Annotated in this window: 13 protein-coding genes; 9 read left to right on the plus strand and 4 right to left on the minus strand. The window is 64.9% G+C overall.

Translation table 11 applies throughout. The annotated features are described in order from the left end of the window. The first annotated feature begins 124 nt into the window (after positions 1-124). Positions 125-2,026, plus strand: a complete 1,902-nt coding sequence (locus AC1ZV1_RS01570) for an FTR1 family protein (RefSeq protein ID WP_484295237.1) — start codon at positions 125-127, stop codon at positions 2,024-2,026. Positions 2,027-2,099: 73 nt separating this feature from the next. Continuing rightward, positions 2,100-2,570, plus strand: coding sequence for a YaiI/YqxD family protein (locus tag AC1ZV1_RS01575; protein WP_484295238.1), 471 nt, complete (start codon positions 2,100-2,102; stop codon positions 2,568-2,570). 94 nt (positions 2,571-2,664) lie between these two features. Here AC1ZV1_RS01575 and elbB read toward each other — a convergent pair whose 3' ends face one another. After that, positions 2,665-3,315, minus strand: coding sequence for an isoprenoid biosynthesis glyoxalase ElbB (gene elbB, locus AC1ZV1_RS01580; RefSeq protein ID WP_484295239.1), 651 nt, complete (start codon positions 3,313-3,315; stop codon positions 2,665-2,667). A 127-nt stretch (positions 3,316-3,442) separates the two neighbouring features. Here elbB and AC1ZV1_RS01585 point away from each other — a divergent pair, with 127 nt between their 5' ends. Continuing rightward, the gene (locus AC1ZV1_RS01585; RefSeq protein ID WP_484295240.1) at positions 3,443-4,681 is read left to right on the plus strand and encodes a sterol desaturase family protein; all 1,239 of its coding nucleotides are present in this window, start codon (positions 3,443-3,445) and stop codon (positions 4,679-4,681) included. Here AC1ZV1_RS01585 and AC1ZV1_RS01590 read toward each other — a convergent pair whose 3' ends face one another. Continuing rightward, a complete protein-coding gene (locus tag AC1ZV1_RS01590) occupies positions 4,682-5,242 on the minus strand; it encodes a DedA family protein (protein ID WP_045213182.1) in 561 nt (186 codons plus the stop codon). A 233-nt stretch (positions 5,243-5,475) separates the two neighbouring features. Between AC1ZV1_RS01590 and hemB the strand changes: the two genes are divergently transcribed. Together hemB and ppk1 are read left to right on the plus strand one after the other, a co-directional pair. Continuing rightward, positions 5,476-6,489 (plus strand): porphobilinogen synthase, encoded by a 1,014-nt coding sequence (hemB, locus tag AC1ZV1_RS01595; protein ID WP_484295241.1) that lies wholly within the window; start codon positions 5,476-5,478, stop codon positions 6,487-6,489. Between the two features lie 20 nt (positions 6,490-6,509). After that, positions 6,510-8,714 (plus strand): polyphosphate kinase 1, encoded by a 2,205-nt coding sequence (gene ppk1, locus AC1ZV1_RS01600; protein WP_484295242.1) that lies wholly within the window; start codon positions 6,510-6,512, stop codon positions 8,712-8,714. A gap of 260 nt (positions 8,715-8,974) precedes the next feature. On the opposite strand, the gene ppx is transcribed toward ppk1, so the two are convergent. Further along, positions 8,975-10,477, minus strand: a complete 1,503-nt coding sequence (gene ppx / locus AC1ZV1_RS01605; protein WP_484295243.1) for an exopolyphosphatase — start codon at positions 10,475-10,477, stop codon at positions 8,975-8,977. Between the two features lie 190 nt (positions 10,478-10,667). Between ppx and trxA the strand changes: the two genes are divergently transcribed. From trxA to AC1ZV1_RS01625, 4 genes are all read left to right on the plus strand, one after another. After that, entirely contained in the window at positions 10,668-10,994 is a 327-nt protein-coding gene (gene trxA / locus AC1ZV1_RS01610) for a thioredoxin TrxA (protein ID WP_015475045.1), read from the plus strand. Positions 10,995-11,232: 238 nt separating this feature from the next. Then, the gene (gene rho / locus AC1ZV1_RS01615; protein WP_015475046.1) at positions 11,233-12,495 is read left to right on the plus strand and encodes a transcription termination factor Rho; all 1,263 of its coding nucleotides are present in this window, start codon (positions 11,233-11,235) and stop codon (positions 12,493-12,495) included. Positions 12,496-12,716: 221 nt separating this feature from the next. Then, entirely contained in the window at positions 12,717-14,183 is a 1,467-nt protein-coding gene (gene ubiD, locus AC1ZV1_RS01620; protein WP_484295244.1) for a 4-hydroxy-3-polyprenylbenzoate decarboxylase, read from the plus strand. A gap of 66 nt (positions 14,184-14,249) precedes the next feature. Further along, a complete protein-coding gene (locus tag AC1ZV1_RS01625) occupies positions 14,250-15,218 on the plus strand; it encodes a CDP-6-deoxy-delta-3,4-glucoseen reductase (protein ID WP_484295245.1) in 969 nt (322 codons plus the stop codon). 80 nt (positions 15,219-15,298) lie between these two features. On the opposite strand, the gene AC1ZV1_RS01630 is transcribed toward AC1ZV1_RS01625, so the two are convergent. Further along, positions 15,299-16,207, minus strand: a complete 909-nt coding sequence (locus tag AC1ZV1_RS01630) for a LysR substrate-binding domain-containing protein (RefSeq protein ID WP_484295246.1) — start codon at positions 16,205-16,207, stop codon at positions 15,299-15,301. Positions 16,208-16,444: the final 237 nt, after the last annotated feature.

Raw genomic sequence — 16,444 nt, forward strand, 5'->3', positions numbered from 1 at the left:
ATTTCCGTGGCTCCGGAGCTTCCCTGTGGGCGCTTCGGACGCAACTCGACGGGACATTTGTCCTTGCATAGACGGAAACCTGAGGTGACAATTTAACCTCTTTCATTCTCATTTACCTTTCCGTATGCGCCCCTCCAAACTTTTCGTCTGGCTGTTGCCGCTGGTCGGTCTCTTCAGCCTTGGAGCTCACGCCGACACGGCTGTCGACCCCTCCCAAGCCCTTCACCTGCTCAGTTATCTCGCTGCCGACTACCCGGCCACCGTCACCGACGGCAAGGTCGTGGACGAGAGCGAATACAAGGAGCAACTGGAGTTCGTCGGTACTCTGCAGTCGCTGATCGTCAGCTTGCCGGCCGTTTCCGGGCGCGCTGACCTGGAGAAGGACGCCGCCAGCCTCAAGCAGGCCATCGAGCAGCGCCTCCCGGGCAAGCAGGTTGCCCAGCAGGCCCGTCACCTGGAGGCGCGCGTCGCCGACATCTACCAGGTGGTACAGACCCCCGCGATCACCCCGGACCCGACCCGTGCCGCCGAGATCTACACCCAGCAGTGCTCGATCTGCCACGGTGACGCCGGCAAGGGCGACGGCCCGGCAGGCATCGGCCTGGAGCCGCCGCCGGCGAACCTGACCGACCGCGCGCGCCTCGACCAACTGAGCCTGTACGACCTGCGCAACGTCATCGGCCTGGGCGTTTCCGGCACCGACATGCCGGCCTTCGCCGACCAGCTCGACGAGCGCCAGCGCTGGGACCTCGCGTCCTACATCGCCGGCCTCAGCGCCGACCAGGCCAAGGTTGATCCGGCCCATGCCTACCCGCTGGCGACCCTCTCGACCCAGACCCCGGCCGATGTCGCCGAGCGTGATGGCGAGGCGGCGGCCGAGAGCTTCCGCGCCCTGCGTGCCCACCCGCCGCTGGAGCATCGTGGCCCGGCGCAGCAGATCGATTACACCACCGTGACCCTGGACAAGAGCTTCGCCGTGTATCGCTCCGGCGACCACGACCAGGCCTACGACCTGTCCGTGGCGGCCTACCTGGAAGGCTTCGAGCTGGTGGAAAGCTCGCTGGACAACGTCGACGCGGACCTGCGCAAGGCCACCGAAAAGCAACTGATGGCCTACCGTCAGGCCCTGCGCGACGGCCTGCCGGAAGCCGAGGTGGCCCAGCAGCTGGCGCTGGCCAAGGACAAGCTGGCGGATGCCGCCAAGGCCCTGAGCGGCGACTCGCTGAGCTTCTCCATCAGCTTCGTGTCGGCCCTGCTGATTCTCCTGCGTGAAGGCGTGGAAGCGATCCTGGTGCTCGCCGCCATCCTCGCCTTCCTGCGCAACACGGGGCAGGAGAAGGCGGTGCGCGGCGTTCATGTCGGCTGGGGTCTGGCCTTCGTCGCCGGCTTCGCCACCTGGGCGGTCGCGGCCTATGTCATCGACATCGGTGGTGCCCAGCGCGAGCTGATGGAAGGCTTCACCTCGCTGTTCGCCTGCGTGATGGTGCTCTGGCTCGGCGTGTGGATGCACGATCGCCGCCATGCCGCCGCCTGGCAGGACTACATCCGCAGCAGCCTGGTGGGCGGCGGTGGCCGCTTCGGCTTCGCGGTGCTGGCGTTCTTCTCGGTCTACCGCGAGCTGTTCGAGGTCATCCTGTTCTACGAGACCCTCTGGCTGCAGGCTGGCCCGGCCGGTCACAACGCAGTGATCGCCGGTGCGGGGACTGCGGTGGTGATCCTGATCGGCATCGCCTTCGTGATCCTGCGTGGCTCGGCGAAGCTGCCGCTGAAGCTGTTCTTCACCGTCAACGCCGCGCTGCTCTGCGCCCTGTCGGTGGTCTTCGCCGGCCATGGCGTGGTCGCCCTGCAGGAAGCCGGCGTGATCGGCACCCGCCCGGTACCGTTCTTTGACTTCGACTGGCTCGGCATCAAGGCCGACGCCTATTCGCTGTCGGCCCAGGCCGTGGCGCTGCTGGCGGTCGCTGTGCTCTACGGGCGCAGCTACTTCTCCGAGCGCCGCAAGGCAGCCGAGATCGCCTCGTCCTGAGGCAATAGCCAAGCGACACGCGACGGCCAGTGCGATACTGGCCGTCGTGCTTTTCGACGAAAGGTTTTCCCCGATGCGTATCTGGATCGACGCCGACGCCTGCCCGCGTGCGGCCAAGGAACTGGTGGCGAAGTTCGCCTTGAAGCGCAAGCTGGAGGTCGTGATGGTCGCTGGCCAGCCCGTGGCCAAGCCGCCGTTCGCCTGCGTCAGCCTGGTGGTGGTGCCCAGCGGGATGGACGCCGCCGACGATTACCTGGTGGAACAGGCCGAGCCCGGCGACCTGGTGATCTGCAGCGACGTGCCGCTGGCGGACCGGCTGGTGAAGAAGGGGGTCGATGCGCTGGACCCGCGCGGCCGCGAGTTCGACGAGAAGAACATGGGTGAGCGCCTGGCCGTGCGCAACCTGTTCACCGACCTGCGCGAGCAGGGTCAGGTGGGAGGAGGGCAGGCGCCCTACGGCGACAAGGATCGCCAGGCCTTCGCCAACGGCCTGGACCGGCTGCTGACGCGCCTGCTGCGCGAAGCAGAGGCGCGCAAGGCCTGATCCGGCCTGAAGCGAAAACGCCCGGCACTGCCGGGCGTTTTCATTTCAATGGGCTACTTCGGCATTGCTCGCGAACATCCGCCGCTCGAAGGCGTCAGGCCAGCTCCAGCACCCGGTCGACTGCCTTGTTGATGCCGCTGGCGGCTTCGGCGATGGACTGCGCGAGCATGTAGGCCGGGGTGGTGACCAGCTTGTGGTCCTGGTCCTCGACGATGTCTTCCACGGCGCAATCGATGTGCTTGGCGCCCATCTTCGTCAGCGCCTGGGCGGTGCCCTCGTCGGTGCCGATGGTGCATTCCACGCCAGCGCCATAGATGCGCGCGGCCAGGGCCGGGGCGATGCAGAGCAGGCCAACCGGCTTTTTCGCCGCGGCGAAGGCCTTGGCCAGGGCCAGTACGTCCGGCTGCACGTCGCACTGGTCGCCCTTGAAGGCGAAGTCGCTGAGGTTCTTCGCCGCGCCGAAGCCGCCGGGCACGATCAGGGCGTCGAAATCCTCGACGCTGGCTTCGCGCACGTCCTTCACCTCACCACGGGCGATGCGCGCCGATTCCACCAGCACATTCCGGCTTTCGGCCATTTCTTCGCCAGTCAGGTGGTTCAGCACATGGTGCTGGGCGATGTTCGGGGCGAAGCACTGCACCTTCGCGCCGCGCTGCGAAAGGCGCAGCAGGGTGATCACGCTCTCGTGGATTTCCGCGCCGTCGTAGACGCCACAACCGGAGAGGATAACGGCAACTTTCTTCATGAACTGCTCCTGTACGAGGGGCCCGGGGCTGTCGCGATATGCCGCCCGGGCTGTCGCCGACGGCCGTGGTCGGCGTCGGGCAAGGGACTAGGATCCTTACTCATAAGCATAACGATTCGGTCGCGCCATGAACTACATCCTCTTCGCCGTGCCTTTCTTTTTCCTCCTGATCGCGATCGAGCTGCTCGCCGACCGCTGGCGCGGCCTGCGTACGTACCGGCTAAGCGATGCGCTGAACAGCCTGAGCGCCGGCGTGTTGTCCACCACCAGCGGCCTGCTGACCAAGGGCCTGGCGCTGGTCACCTATACCCTGGCCTGGCAGCAGCTTGCGCTGCTCGATCTGTCGGCCAAGAGCCTGTGGGTCTGGGTGTTCGCCTTTGTCTTCTATGACTTCTGCTACTACTGGAACCATCGCCTGGGCCACGAGCGCAACGTGCTCTGGGCCGCCCATTCGGTGCACCACCAGAGCGAGGATTACAACCTCTCCACCGCGCTGCGGCAGACCAGCACCGGCTTCCTCTTCGGCTGGATCTTCTACCTGCCGATGGCCATCGCCGGCGTGCCGCCGCTGGTGTTCCTCACTGTCGGCGCGCTGAACCTGCTCTACCAGTTCTGGGTGCACACCCGGCACATCCCCAAGCTGGGCTGGTTCGAATGGGTCTTCATCACCCCGTCCAACCACCGCGTGCACCACGCGCAGAACCCGGTCTACATGGATCGCAACTACGGCGGCGTGTTCATTGTCTGGGACCGCCTGTTCGGCACCTTCCAGGAGGAGCTGGACGAGGAGCCGGTGGTGTTCGGCGTGACCGTGCCGCTGGCCAGCTGGAATCCGCTGTGGGCGAACCTGCAGGTCTATGCGCACCTGTGGAGCGATGCGCGACGTGCTGGCAGTCTGTGGGACAAGCTGCGCATCTGGTTCATGCGTACCGGCTGGCGCCCCGAGGATGTCGCCCAGCGTTATCCGATGGCCAAGCCCGACCTGGCGGCCTTCCGCAAGTTCGACGTGCCGCTCACGCGCGGCCGGCAGTGGTACGCCGGTGTGCAGTTCGCCACCTACGTGGTGGTAGGCACCTGGTTGCTGGGTGTCGGGGAGCACTGGCAGGTGCTGCCGCTGCTGCTCGGCTGGAGCTGGATGGCCGTCGGGCTCTACGCCATCGGCTGCTGGCTGGAGAACCGAGCCTGGGCGCTGCGCCTGGAATTGCTGCGATTGGCGCTGAACGTGCCGGCAATGGCGGCGCTGGCGCTGTGGGGAGGAATCGAATTGCCGCAGTGGGCGCCTTGGGCGCTGGCGGTCTACTCGTTGCTCAGCCTGATCGGCCTGCTGGGCCTGCGGCGCGCCGAGCGCCTGCCGCAGGCAGCCTGATCAGTCGGCCTTGGCAGCCTTGAAACGACGGCGCAGCCAGAACAGCAGGCCGATCACCACGAGGCCGCCAAGGACCATGAGTTCGTACTTCTTGATGTTGCCCAGCACGCCTTCGAGCACGCTGCCGAAGTAGAAGGCGGCGCTGCCCAGTACGGTGGCCCAGACAATGGCGCCGATGCCGTTGAGCAGCAGGTAGCGCGCTGGCGGATAGCCGGACAGGCCGATGGCCACTGGCATCACGGTGCGCAGGCCGTAGACGAAGCGGAAGCTCAGGACCCACAGGTCCGGGTGCTTGCGCACGTGCTCCAGGGCCTTGTCGCCCATTTTCTGCCAGCGCGGCTTGCGTGCGAGCAGCTTGCGACCGTGGCGGCGACCGAGGAAATACCAGAGCTGGTCACCCGCGTAGCTGCCGAAGAAAGCCACCGCAATGACGTACTCCAGCTGCATGTAGCCGCGGAAAGCCAGGAAGCCGGCCAGCACCAGAATGGTCTCACCCTCGAAGAACGTGCCGAGAAACAGGGCGAAGTAGCCGAAATCCTGCAGGAATTGTTGGAGCATTATCGAGGCAACGCAGCGAAATGAACGCGAAGCCTAACTCGGTTGTCGCCCGCAGGGAAGGCACCCCGATCTGCACACCTGACCTGGAACAAGTCTCCGGTGGCGCAGAGCGGCGGCATGCCGCTGCGGCAGGATGCCGCGACCAAGGGTCACTGTTACCGGTTGTTACCAATCGGTCATAATTCAGGGCTATAACTGTCAGACTGTGCCTGCTGTATCAGGCCCTGGAGTACGCCGTGAGCTTCATTCCCGCCGATCGTGCCTTTCCCTTCACTCGACTGCGTCGCAACCGTCGTGACGAATTCTCCCGCCGCCTGGTGCGCGAGAACGTCCTGACCACCAACGACCTGATCCTTCCGGTGTTCGTGCTCGACGGCAAGAATCAGCGTGAAGCGGTGCCCTCGATGCCGGGCGTGGAGCGCATGTCCATCGATCTGCTGCTCAAGGAAACCGAGGAACTCGTGGAACTGGGCATCCCGGCGCTGGCGCTGTTCCCGGTGACCCCGCTGGAGAAGAAATCCCTCGATGGCGCGGAAGCGTTCAACCCCGACGGCATCGCCCAGCGCGCCACCCGCGCCCTGCGCGAGCGTTTCCCGGAACTGGGCATCATCACCGACGTGGCGCTGGACCCGTTTACCAGCCACGGCCAGGACGGCATCCTCGACGAGGACGGCTACGTCCTGAACGACATTTCCGTTGATGTGCTGGTCAAGCAGGCGCTGTCCCACGCCGAGGCTGGCGCACAGGTCGTGGCGCCCTCGGACATGATGGACGGCCGCATCGGCGCGATCCGCGAGGCCCTGGAGTCCACCGGTCACATCAACACCCGCATCATGGCCTACTCGGCCAAGTACGCCAGCGCCTACTACGGCCCGTTCCGCGACGCCGTCGGCTCCGCCGCCAACCTGGGCAAGGGCAACAAGGCCACCTACCAGATGGACCCGGCCAACAGCGACGAAGCGCTGCACGAGATCTACGCTGACCTCGCCGAGGGCGCCGACATGATCATGGTCAAGCCGGGCATGCCCTATCTCGATATCGTGCGCCGCGCCAAGGACGAATTCCGCGCGCCGACCTTTGTCTACCAGGTCAGTGGCGAGTACGCGATGCACATGGCCGCGATCAACAACGGCTGGCTCAGCGAGGCGGTGATCCTCGAGTCGCTGCTGGCCTTCAAACGCGCCGGCGCAGATGGCATCCTGACCTACTTCGCCAAGCGCGCAGCACAACAATTGAAAAGCGGGGGCTGACCCCGTCGATGAGACGAGCGATGAATACCGAAGGCATTAGCGAAACCGAAGTTATCGAAGCTGACACCACTGCTGAAATCACCGACGTCGTCGTGGAGGAGGCCGCCGAGGCGACGCCAGCTCCCGTCGAGCCGGCGGTGCCGGCGATCAACGTGGACGACAGTGCCCTCTACATTCATCGCGAGCTCTCGCAGCTGCAGTTCAACATCCGCGTGCTGGAACAGGCGCTGGACGAGTCCTACCCGCTGCTGGAGCGCCTGAAGTTCCTGCTGATCTTCTCCAGCAACCTCGATGAGTTCTTCGAGATTCGCGTTGCCGGACTGAAGAAGCAGATTACCTTCGCCCGCGAACAGGCCGGCGCCGACGGCCTGCTGCCGCACCAGGCGCTGGCACGCATCAGCGAGCAGGTGCACGAGCAGGTCGCCCGCCAGTACAGCATCCTCAACGACATCCTGTTGCCAGAGCTGGCCAAGCACGACATCCGCTTCATCCGTCGCCGCTACTGGACGCCGAAGATCAAGGCCTGGGTCCGTCGCTTCTTCCGCGACGAGATCGCGCCCATCGTCACGCCGATCGGCCTCGACCCGACCCACCCGTTCCCGTTGCTGGTGAACAAGAGCCTCAACTTCATGGTCGAGCTCGAAGGCCTGGACGCCTTCGGTCGCGATTCGGGCCTGGCGATCATCCCGGCGCCGCGTTCGCTGCCGCGGATCATCCGCCTGCCGGAAGACGTCGCCGGCCCCGGCGACAACTACGTGTTCCTCTCGTCGATGATCCACGCCCACGCCGACGACCTGTTCCACGGCATGAAGGTGAAGGGCTGCTACCAGTTCCGCCTGACCCGTAACGCCGATCTCTCGGTGGACGCCGAGGACGTCGAGGACCTGGCCCGCGCCCTGCGTGGCGAGCTGTTCTCGCGGCGCTACGGCGATGCGGTGCGCCTGGAGGTAGTGGACACCTGCCCGACGCACCTGTCGAACTACCTGCTCAAGCAGTTCGGCCTGTCCGAGACCGAGCTGTACAAGGTCAGCGGGCCGGTCAACCTGACCCGCCTGTTCAGCGTCACCGGGCTCGCCAGCCATCCCGAGCTGCAGTCGCCGCCGTTCACCCCGGCGATTCCCAAGCTGCTGCAGAAGAAGGAAAATCTGTTCAACGTCCTGGGCAAGCTCGATGTGCTGCTGATGCACCCGTTCGAGTCCTTCACGCCGGTGGTCGACCTGCTGCGTCAGGCCGCCAAGGACCCCAGCGTGCTGGCGATCAAGCAGACGCTGTACCGCTCCGGTGCCAACTCCGAGATCGTCGACGCGCTGGTGGAAGCTGCGCGTAACGGCAAGGAAGTGACCGTGGTGATCGAACTGCGGGCGCGCTTCGACGAGGAGTCCAACCTGCAACTGGCCAGCCGGCTGCAGCAGGCCGGTGCCGTGGTGATCTACGGCGTGGTCGGCTTCAAGACCCACGCCAAGATGATGCTGATTCTGCGTCGCGAGGATGGCGAGCTGCGCCGCTACGCGCACCTGGGTACCGGCAACTACCACGCCGGCAACGCCCGCCTGTACACCGACTACAGCCTGCTGACCGCCGATGTGGCGCTCTGCGAGGACCTGCACAAGCTGTTCAACCAGCTGATCGGCATGGGCAAGACCCTGCGCATGAAGAAGCTCCTGCACGCGCCCTTCACCCTGAAGAAGAACCTGCTGGAGATGATCAACCGCGAGGCAGCCCAGGCGGCCGAGGGCAAGCCGGCGCACATCATGGCCAAGGTCAACTCGCTGACCGACGCGAAGGTCATCCGCGCGCTGTACAAGGCCAGCCAGGCCGGCGTGAAGATCGATCTGGTGGTGCGCGGCATGTGCTGCCTGCGTCCGGGTGTGCCGGGCGTGTCGCACAACATTCAGGTGCGCTCGATCATCGGTCGCTTCCTCGAGCACAGCCGGATCTACTACTTCCTCAATGGCGGCGAGGAGAAACTCTATCTTTCCAGCGCCGACTGGATGGAGCGCAACCTCGACATGCGCGTGGAGACCTGCTTCCCGGTCGAGGGCAAGAAACTCGTGCTGCGGGTGAAGAAGGAGCTGGAGTCCTACCTGACCGACAACACCCAGGCCTGGGTGCTGCAGTCCGACGGCAGCTATGTGCGCCAGAGCCCCAGCGGCAACCAGAACGCCCGCAACGCCCAGGCGACCCTGCTGGAGCGCCTGTGCACGCCGGTGATCAGCGTTCGCTGATCTGCCGCCAGTACCATGAAAAAGCCCTGCCTCGGCAGGGCTTTTTCATGGTCGCGTTCTTGTGGGAGCGGGCCGCGCCCGCGAACCGCCGGCAGGGCCGGCGTTGGTGCCGCGTTCGATCGTCAACGGGGAGAGCGGATTCCGTCGCACGGGATTTCGCGGGCATGGCCCGCTCCTACTGGTCATGCCGGGCCTGGTGCTGAAAATGAAAAGGCCCCGGCATTGCACGCCGGGGCCTTCGTCTGTCGCGGAAGCGGCGATCAGCTCACGCTGAGCGAGTAACCCACGCGCTTGAGCCATTCGGCTTCCTGTTCGAAGTCCGCCTGGGTCAGCGGGTTGGCGGCCAGCCAGCCGTCCGGGAAGCGCACGTCCAGCGATTTGCCGGACGCCTTCAGGGTCACGGCTGGCATTTCCTGGGTGCCACGGATGTGGTGGAAGAGGATGGCGAAGCGCAGCACGATGCACAGGCGGATCAGCTTGTCGCCCTCGTCGCCCAGTTCGTTGAACTTGTCCACCGGGATGTTGCGGCGGTGGCCGCGCACCAGCAGTGCCAGGGTCAGCTGGTCCAGGCGCGAGAAGCCGGCCAGGTCCGAGTGCTCCAGCAGGTAGGCGCCGTGCTTGTGGTAGTGATAGTGAGCGATGTCCAGGCCGAGTTCGTGGACGCGGGCAGCCCACATCAGCAGCTCACGGTGGCCCTCGTCGTTCAGGTCCCAGGCCTTGGCGACCTGCTCCAGGGATTCCAGCGCCTTGGTCTCGACGCGCGCGGCCTGCTCCGGGTCGACGTGGTAGCGCTCCATGAGTGCGCCGATGGTGCGCTCGCGAACGTCCTCGTGATGGTGGCGGCCCAGCAGGTCGTAGAGCACGCCTTCGCGCAGAGCGCCTTCGGAATGGGTCATGCGGGTCAGCTCGAGGGCGTCGAACAGCGCCTCGAGAATCGCCATGCCGGCCGGGAAGATCGGCCGGCGGTCAGGCTTGATGCCGTCGATGTCGAGCTTCTCGACCTCGCCCAGCTTGAACATCTTGCGCTTGAGCCAGGCCAGGCCTTCGGGGTTGATCTCGCCGTTGCCGTGGCCGCCAGCCTGGATCGCCAGGCAGATCGCGCGGATGGTGCCGGAGGCGCCCACAGCCTCGTCCCAGCCCAGGCGACGCAGGCTGTTCTCGATGCTCATCAGCTCCAGGCGGGCCGAGGTATAGGCCTGCGCGTAGCGCGCTGGGGTGATCTTGCCGTCCTTGAAGTAGCGCTGGGTGAAGCTCACGCAACCCATCTGCAGGCTCTCGCGCAGCTGCGATTCGAACTGCTGGCCGATGATGAACTCGGTGCTGCCGCCGCCGATGTCGACCACCAGGCGCTTGCCCGGGTTGTCCGGCAGGGTGTGGGAAACGCCCAGGTAGATCAGGCGCGCTTCTTCGCGGCCGGAGATGACTTCCACCGGGTGGCCGAGGATCTGGTCGGCGACGCGGATGAATTCGGCGCGGTTGCGCGCTTCGCGCAGGGCGTTGGTGCCCACGACGCGCACCGAGCCCGGCGGCATGCCGTTGATGAACTGGGCGAACTGCTTCAGGCAGTCGTAGCCGCGCTGCATCGCTTCCTCGGTGAGCATGCGGTTCTCGCCGATGCCCGCGGCCAGCTGGACCTTCTCGCCCAACCGCTCAAGAATGCGTATCTCGCCGTGATCGGCCTTCGCCAAAACCATGTGGAAACTGTTCGAGCCAAGGTCAATGGCCGCGATCATCGGAAAGGTCTTGGCAGGGGTATGGGGCATAGGGGCAGGTCCGGGTAAATACGGGAGACATCCTGCCATTTTAGGCAGGGAGTGCCAATGAAGGGGTTGTCACCGATCAGAAGTCACCGTGGCAGCGATAGATACACTCAATCGGCTGCGCCTTTCGGTGTGGGCCGAGGCGGGATATGATGGCGGACACTTTTTCGCATCCGATTGACGGAGAGAATACATGAGCGAACATATCGTCAATGTTACCGATGCCAGCTTCGAGCAGGACGTACTGAAGTCCGACGGTCCCGTGCTGGTCGACTACTGGGCCGAATGGTGCGGCCCGTGCAAGATGATCGCCCCGGTACTGGACGAGATCGCCAAGGACTATCAGGGCAAGCTGAAAGTCTGCAAGCTGAACATCGACGAGAACCAGGACACCCCGCCGAAGTACGGCGTGCGCGGCATCCCGACCCTGATGCTGTTCAAGGGCGGCAATGTCGAAGCGACCAAGGTCGGCGCACTGTCCAAGTCGCAGCTGGCTGCCTTCCTCGACAGCAACATCTAAGTCGAAGAATCCCGAAAAGCCCCGCCAATGCGCGGGGGTTTTTCGTTATTGCCCCTAGACGCTCCGAAACTCGGGTGTTAAATTCGGGCGCACAACGATTGTTTCGTTGTCCCCTGCAAGCCGTCGCCGACGCACTTCCCATTCGAATTCCAAGCGATCCTGTCCGTCATCTACGGCGCGGCTCTTCAAGCATCACGCTTGTTCCCTTTTCCCCTTTCAGCGTATTTACGTCCCTTCTATGAATCTGACCGAACTCAAGCAAAAGCCGATTGCCGAATTGCTGGAAATGTCCGATGCCATGGGCCTGGAAAACATGGCCCGTTCGCGCAAGCAGGACATCATCTTCGCGCTGCTGAAGAAGCATGCGAAAAGCGGCGAGGAAATCTCCGGTGACGGCGTGCTGGAGATTCTCCAGGATGGCTTCGGCTTCCTGCGCTCCGCCGATTCCTCGTACCTGGCCGGCCCCGACGACATCTACGTCTCGCCCAGCCAGATCCGTCGCTTCAACCTGCGCACGGGCGATACCATCATCGGCAAGATTCGACCGCCGAAGGAAGGCGAGCGTTACTTCGCCCTGCTGAAAGTCGACTCGATCAACTTCGATCGTCCGGAGAACGCGAAGAACAAGATTCTCTTCGAGAACCTGACGCCGCTGTTCCCGACCAAGCGCCTGACCATGGAAGCCGGCAACGGCTCCACCGAGGACCTCACCGGTCGTGTGATCGACCTCTGCTCGCCGATCGGCAAGGGCCAGCGCGGCCTGATCGTCGCCCCGCCGAAAGCGGGCAAGACCATCATGCTGCAGAACATTGCCTCGAACATTACCCGCAACAACCCCGAGTGCCACCTGATCGTCCTGCTGATCGACGAGCGCCCGGAAGAAGTGACCGAGATGCAGCGCACCGTGCGCGGCGAAGTGGTCGCGTCCACCTTCGACGAGCCGCCGACCCGCCACGTGCAGGTCGCCGAGATGGTGATCGAGAAGGCCAAGCGTCTGGTCGAGCACAAGAAGGACGTGATCATCCTGCTCGACTCCATCACCCGTCTGGCTCGTGCCTACAACACCGTGATCCCGAGCTCCGGCAAGGTGCTCACCGGTGGTGTCGACGCCCATGCCCTGGAAAAGCCCAAGCGCTTCTTCGGTGCCGCGCGCAACATCGAGGAAGGCGGTTCGCTGACCATCCTCGCCACCGCGCTGATCGAAACCGGCTCGAAGATGGACGAAGTGATCTACGAGGAATTCAAGGGTACCGGTAACTCGGAGCTCATCCTCGACCGTCGCATTTCGGAAAAGCGCGTGTTCCCGGCGATCAACATCAATCGCTCCGGCACCCGTCGCGAAGAGCTGCTCACCGGTGAGGAAGAGCTGCAGCGCATGTGGATCCTGCGCAAGATCCTCCACCCGATGGACGAGATCGCCGCCGTGGAATTCCTCCTGGACAAGCTGCGCCAAACGAAGACCAACGACGAGTTCTTCGACTCGATGAAGCGCAGCAAGTAAGAGTCGCCGGCAAATCTGTTCTGACATTGTTGCCTGGCCTCTGCCGTACACAAAGTACTGTCTGAGGCCAGGCGCCTAGCCAGAACCGCTTCGCTCAGATTTGTCAGTGACTCTGCGCGCTGCTGCAATGCCACAAGGCCGGGGAAACCCGGCCTTCGTGTTTCTGCCTGCCGGCGATGCGCGGTAGACTGTCGCATCATCCTGCCGCCATCGAGACCCTCATGCAGTATCGCGACCTGCGCGAGTTCATCGCTGCCCTGGAGCAGCGCGGACAGCTCAAGCGCATCCAGGCCCCGGTATCCCCGGTGCTGGAAATGACCGAGGTGTGCGACCGCACCCTGCGCGCCAAGGGCCCGGCCCTGCTGTTCGAAAAGCCTACCGGCCATGACATTCCCGTACTCGGCAACCTGTTCGGCACGCCTGAGCGCGTGGCCCTGGGCATGGGCGCAGAGGATGTCTCCGAGCTGCGCGAGATCGGCAAGCTGCTGGCCTTCCTCAAGGAACCCGAGCCGCCCAAGGGATTGAAGGACGCCTGGTCCAAGCTGCCGATCTTCAAGAAGGTCATCAACATGGCGCCCAAGGTTCTTCGGGATGCGCCGTGCCAGGAAGTGATCGAAGAGGGCGACGCTGTCGACCTGTCGAAGCTGCCGGTACAGACCTGCTGGCCCGGCGACGTCGCGCCGCTGATCACCTGGGGCCTGACGGTCACCCGCGGGCCGAACAAGGAACGGCAGAACCTGGGTATCTACCGCCAGCAGGTGATCGGCCGCAACAAGGTCATCATGCGCTGGCTCAGCCACCGTGGTGGCGCGCTGGACTTCCGCGAGTGGTGCCAGAAGCATCCCGGCCAGCCTTATCCGGTGGCCGTGGCCCTCGGTGCGGACCCGGCGACCATTCTTGGCGCCGTGACCCCGGTGCCGGACAACCTCTCCGAGTATGCCTTCGCCGGCCTGCTGCGCGGGCACAAGACCGAACTGGTCAAGTGCATCGGCAATGACCTGCAGGTGCCGGCCAGCGCCGAAATCGTCCTCGAAGGGGTGATCCATCCCGGCGAGATGGCCGATGAAGGCCCGTACGGCGACCACACCGGCTACTACAACGAGGTGGACCGTTTCCCGGTGTTCACCGTCGAGCGCATCACTCGCCGGCAGAAACCGATCTACCACAGTACGTATACCGGCCGCCCGCCGGATGAGCCGGCGATCCTCGGTGTGGCGCTGAACGAAGTCTTCGTGCCGATCCTGCAGAAGCAGTTCCCCGAGATCACCGACTTCTACCTGCCGCCCGAGGGTTGCTCCTACCGCATGGCGGTGGTGACCATGAAGAAGCAGTACCCCGGCCACGCCAAACGCGTGATGCTCGGTGTCTGGTCGTTCCTGCGACAGTTCATGTACACCAAGTTCGTTATCGTCACCGACGACGACATCAACGCCCGCGACTGGAACGACGTGATCTGGGCCATCACCACGCGCATGGACCCCAAGCGCGACACGGTGATGATCGACAACACGCCGATCGACTACCTGGACTTCGCCTCGCCGATCTCCGGCCTCGGCTCGAAGATGGGCCTGGATGCCACCCACAAGTGGCCGGGCGAGACCAGCCGCGAGTGGGGGCGGGTGATCGAGAAGGATCCGGCGGTGACCCGTCGCGTCGACGAAATCTGGGCGAGCCTGGGCATCGACTGACGGGCCGTCGAACACCAAGGGCGGCGGTGCGCCAGAGGCCGCCCTCTAGAAGAACGAGAACAGCGCTTGAAAGTGACCTTGCAACCCTCCGGCGCCCAGCTCGAGCTGCGGCCCGGGGAACGTATCCTCGACGGTGCGCGGCGCCTGGGCTATGAGTGCCCGCAGAGCTGCCGCAACGGCAACTGCCATATCTGCGCGGCACTGCTGGTGGAAGGCCGTGTGCGCCAGGACGGCGAGGTGCGCGACCATGGCGAACTCTTCACCTGCCTGGCCGAGCCGCTGGAAGACTGCGTGCTGCACTGGGACGGCGTGCTGGCCCCCGGCGAACTGCCGGTGCGCACGCTGTCCTGCCAACTGACCCTCTGCGAGCCGGTGGGTGGCGACGTCTGGCGTGTGCGCCTGCGCGCCCCGGCCGGCAAGCCGCCGCGCTACCACGCCGGACAGTACGTGCTGATCGAGCGCGCGGGCAACGATCCGGCGGCCTTCTCCCTGGCCTCCGCGCCGCAGGAAGGGCGTGACCTGGAACTGCACATCCTGGCCCGTGAGAACAGTGCCATCGAGCTGCTGACCCAGTTGCAGCGCGACCGCTTCGCCCGCGTGCAGATGCCGTTCGGCGACGCGCACCTGGCTGACTTGCCGGACGGCCCGCTGGTGCTGATCGCCGCCGGGACCGGCATGGCGCAGATGCACAGCCTGATCGAATTCTGCCGTGCCACCGGCTTCGCCCATCCGGTGCACCTCTACTGGGGCGTGCGTCGCCCGGAAGACTTCTACGAGCTGCCGCACTGGGAGCAGTGGGAGGGCGTACCCAACCTGCATCTGCACAAGATCGTCAGCGACCTGTGCGGCTGGCAGGGGCGCTGCGGTCTGTTGCATGAAGCAGTGTGCGAGGACTTTGCCGAATTGTCCGGCCTGCGTGTCTACGCCAGCGGCTCGCCGGCGATGGTCTACGGCACCCTGGATGCACTGGTGGCGGCGGGCATGGACCCGCATCAGATGCGCGCCGACGTGTTCGCCTACGCGCCGCGCGGCTGATTCAACCGCCAGGCGTCGTTGGGGCGTCTCGCCGTGCTGGACGCACTGTCTTCGGCGTTCCGCCTAGCCATGCGGCTGACTCAGTCACGCGGCTCCGCGCTGGGCGAGAATTCCTCCTGCAACGCCGCGCGAATCCAGTCCTCGAACCAGGCCACGTCGGCGCTCACCGCGCCGGTGGGCAGCAGCAACTGGTAGCTTTCCAGCGGCACTTCCTCGGGCAGCGGTCGCACCAGCGTGCCGGCGGCCAGCTGGTGCTTCACCAGCACCAGGTTGGCCAGGGCGATGCCGTGGCCGGCCTCGGCCATGGACAGCGCGTGGTCGTTGCTGACGTAGAGCACGTCGGAATTCACCCGCAAGTCCAGCCCGATGGTGGAGAGCCAGAGGTTCCACCATTCGCCATCGTCGACGTGGATCAGCTTGTGCTGTGCCAGCTCGTGCACGCTGGTCAGCGGTCCGTGTTCTTCGAGGTAGGCGGGCGAGCACACCGGGAAAACCGCCGGCCGAACCAGGGTGCTGTGGCACTGCGGATAGACGCCGGGAAGTCCGTAGACGATCCCGAGATCGGCGCTTTTACCGTCAACTTCGGTGAAAGTCGGGTTGGGTTCCACGGCGACCTTCAGGCCCGGGCGCTGCTGGCGCAGGGTTTCCAGGCGCGGCATCAGCCAGCGCTTGGCGAAGGCCGGCACCACCAGGATCTTGAGCCAGCGCGCGGTGCCGCCGGGGGCCAGTTCGTGGCCGGCGTCGGCGATCTGCTGCAGGGCTGTGGATATCTTCGCGTAGTAACGCTGCCCGGCGGGCGTCAGGCTCACTCCGCGCGGGGTGCGCTCGAACAACTGTACGCCCAGCCAATCCTCCAGCAGCTTCACGTGACGGCCGATGGCCGGCTGCGTCACATGCAGGTCTTTCGAGGCGGCGACATAGCTGCCCAGCCGGGCGGCGGCCTCGAAGGCGCGAACGGCATTGAGCGGCGGAAGACGCTGGATGGACATGGACGCAAGTCTCGGTGGTGAGCCCAGGTATCAGCTCAGCTATTAATTTATTTAACAGCGAATGTAAGAAAATTGAGCTTTTCGCTCAACCACCTTTCTTCGAATATCCGCTCCAGCAGCATCACCACAATATCGAGCCGAACCCACGGCCAGCGCTGCATCCAGCGTTTACTCCAGCCCTGCCAGAACAACTACAAGATCCCCCGAGCGCCAGCGTGCGGCGGACGGGAAGGATGC

The sequence above is a fragment of the Pseudomonas sp. BB438 genome, from assembly GCF_057180225.1.

What these genes read in the sequence shown, in the direction of transcription:
- AC1ZV1_RS01570 (WP_484295237.1), top strand. Translation starts at nt 125, where the DNA reads ATGCGCCCCTCCAAACTTTTCGTCTGGCTGTTGCCGCTGGTCGGTCTC.
- AC1ZV1_RS01575 (WP_484295238.1), top strand. Translation starts at nt 2,100, where the DNA reads ATGCGTATCTGGATCGACGCCGACGCCTGCCCGCGTGCGGCCAAGGAA.
- elbB (WP_484295239.1), bottom strand. Translation starts at nt 3,315, where the DNA reads ATGAAGAAAGTTGCCGTTATCCTCTCCGGTTGTGGCGTCTACGACGGC.
- AC1ZV1_RS01585 (WP_484295240.1), top strand. Translation starts at nt 3,443, where the DNA reads ATGAACTACATCCTCTTCGCCGTGCCTTTCTTTTTCCTCCTGATCGCG.
- ppk1 (WP_484295242.1), top strand. Translation starts at nt 6,510, where the DNA reads ATGAATACCGAAGGCATTAGCGAAACCGAAGTTATCGAAGCTGACACC.
- ppx (WP_484295243.1), bottom strand. Translation starts at nt 10,477, where the DNA reads ATGCCCCATACCCCTGCCAAGACCTTTCCGATGATCGCGGCCATTGAC.
- trxA (WP_015475045.1), top strand. Translation starts at nt 10,668, where the DNA reads ATGAGCGAACATATCGTCAATGTTACCGATGCCAGCTTCGAGCAGGAC.
- rho (WP_015475046.1), top strand. Translation starts at nt 11,233, where the DNA reads ATGAATCTGACCGAACTCAAGCAAAAGCCGATTGCCGAATTGCTGGAA.
- ubiD (WP_484295244.1), top strand. Translation starts at nt 12,717, where the DNA reads ATGCAGTATCGCGACCTGCGCGAGTTCATCGCTGCCCTGGAGCAGCGC.
- AC1ZV1_RS01630 (WP_484295246.1), bottom strand. Translation starts at nt 16,207, where the DNA reads ATGTCCATCCAGCGTCTTCCGCCGCTCAATGCCGTTCGCGCCTTCGAG.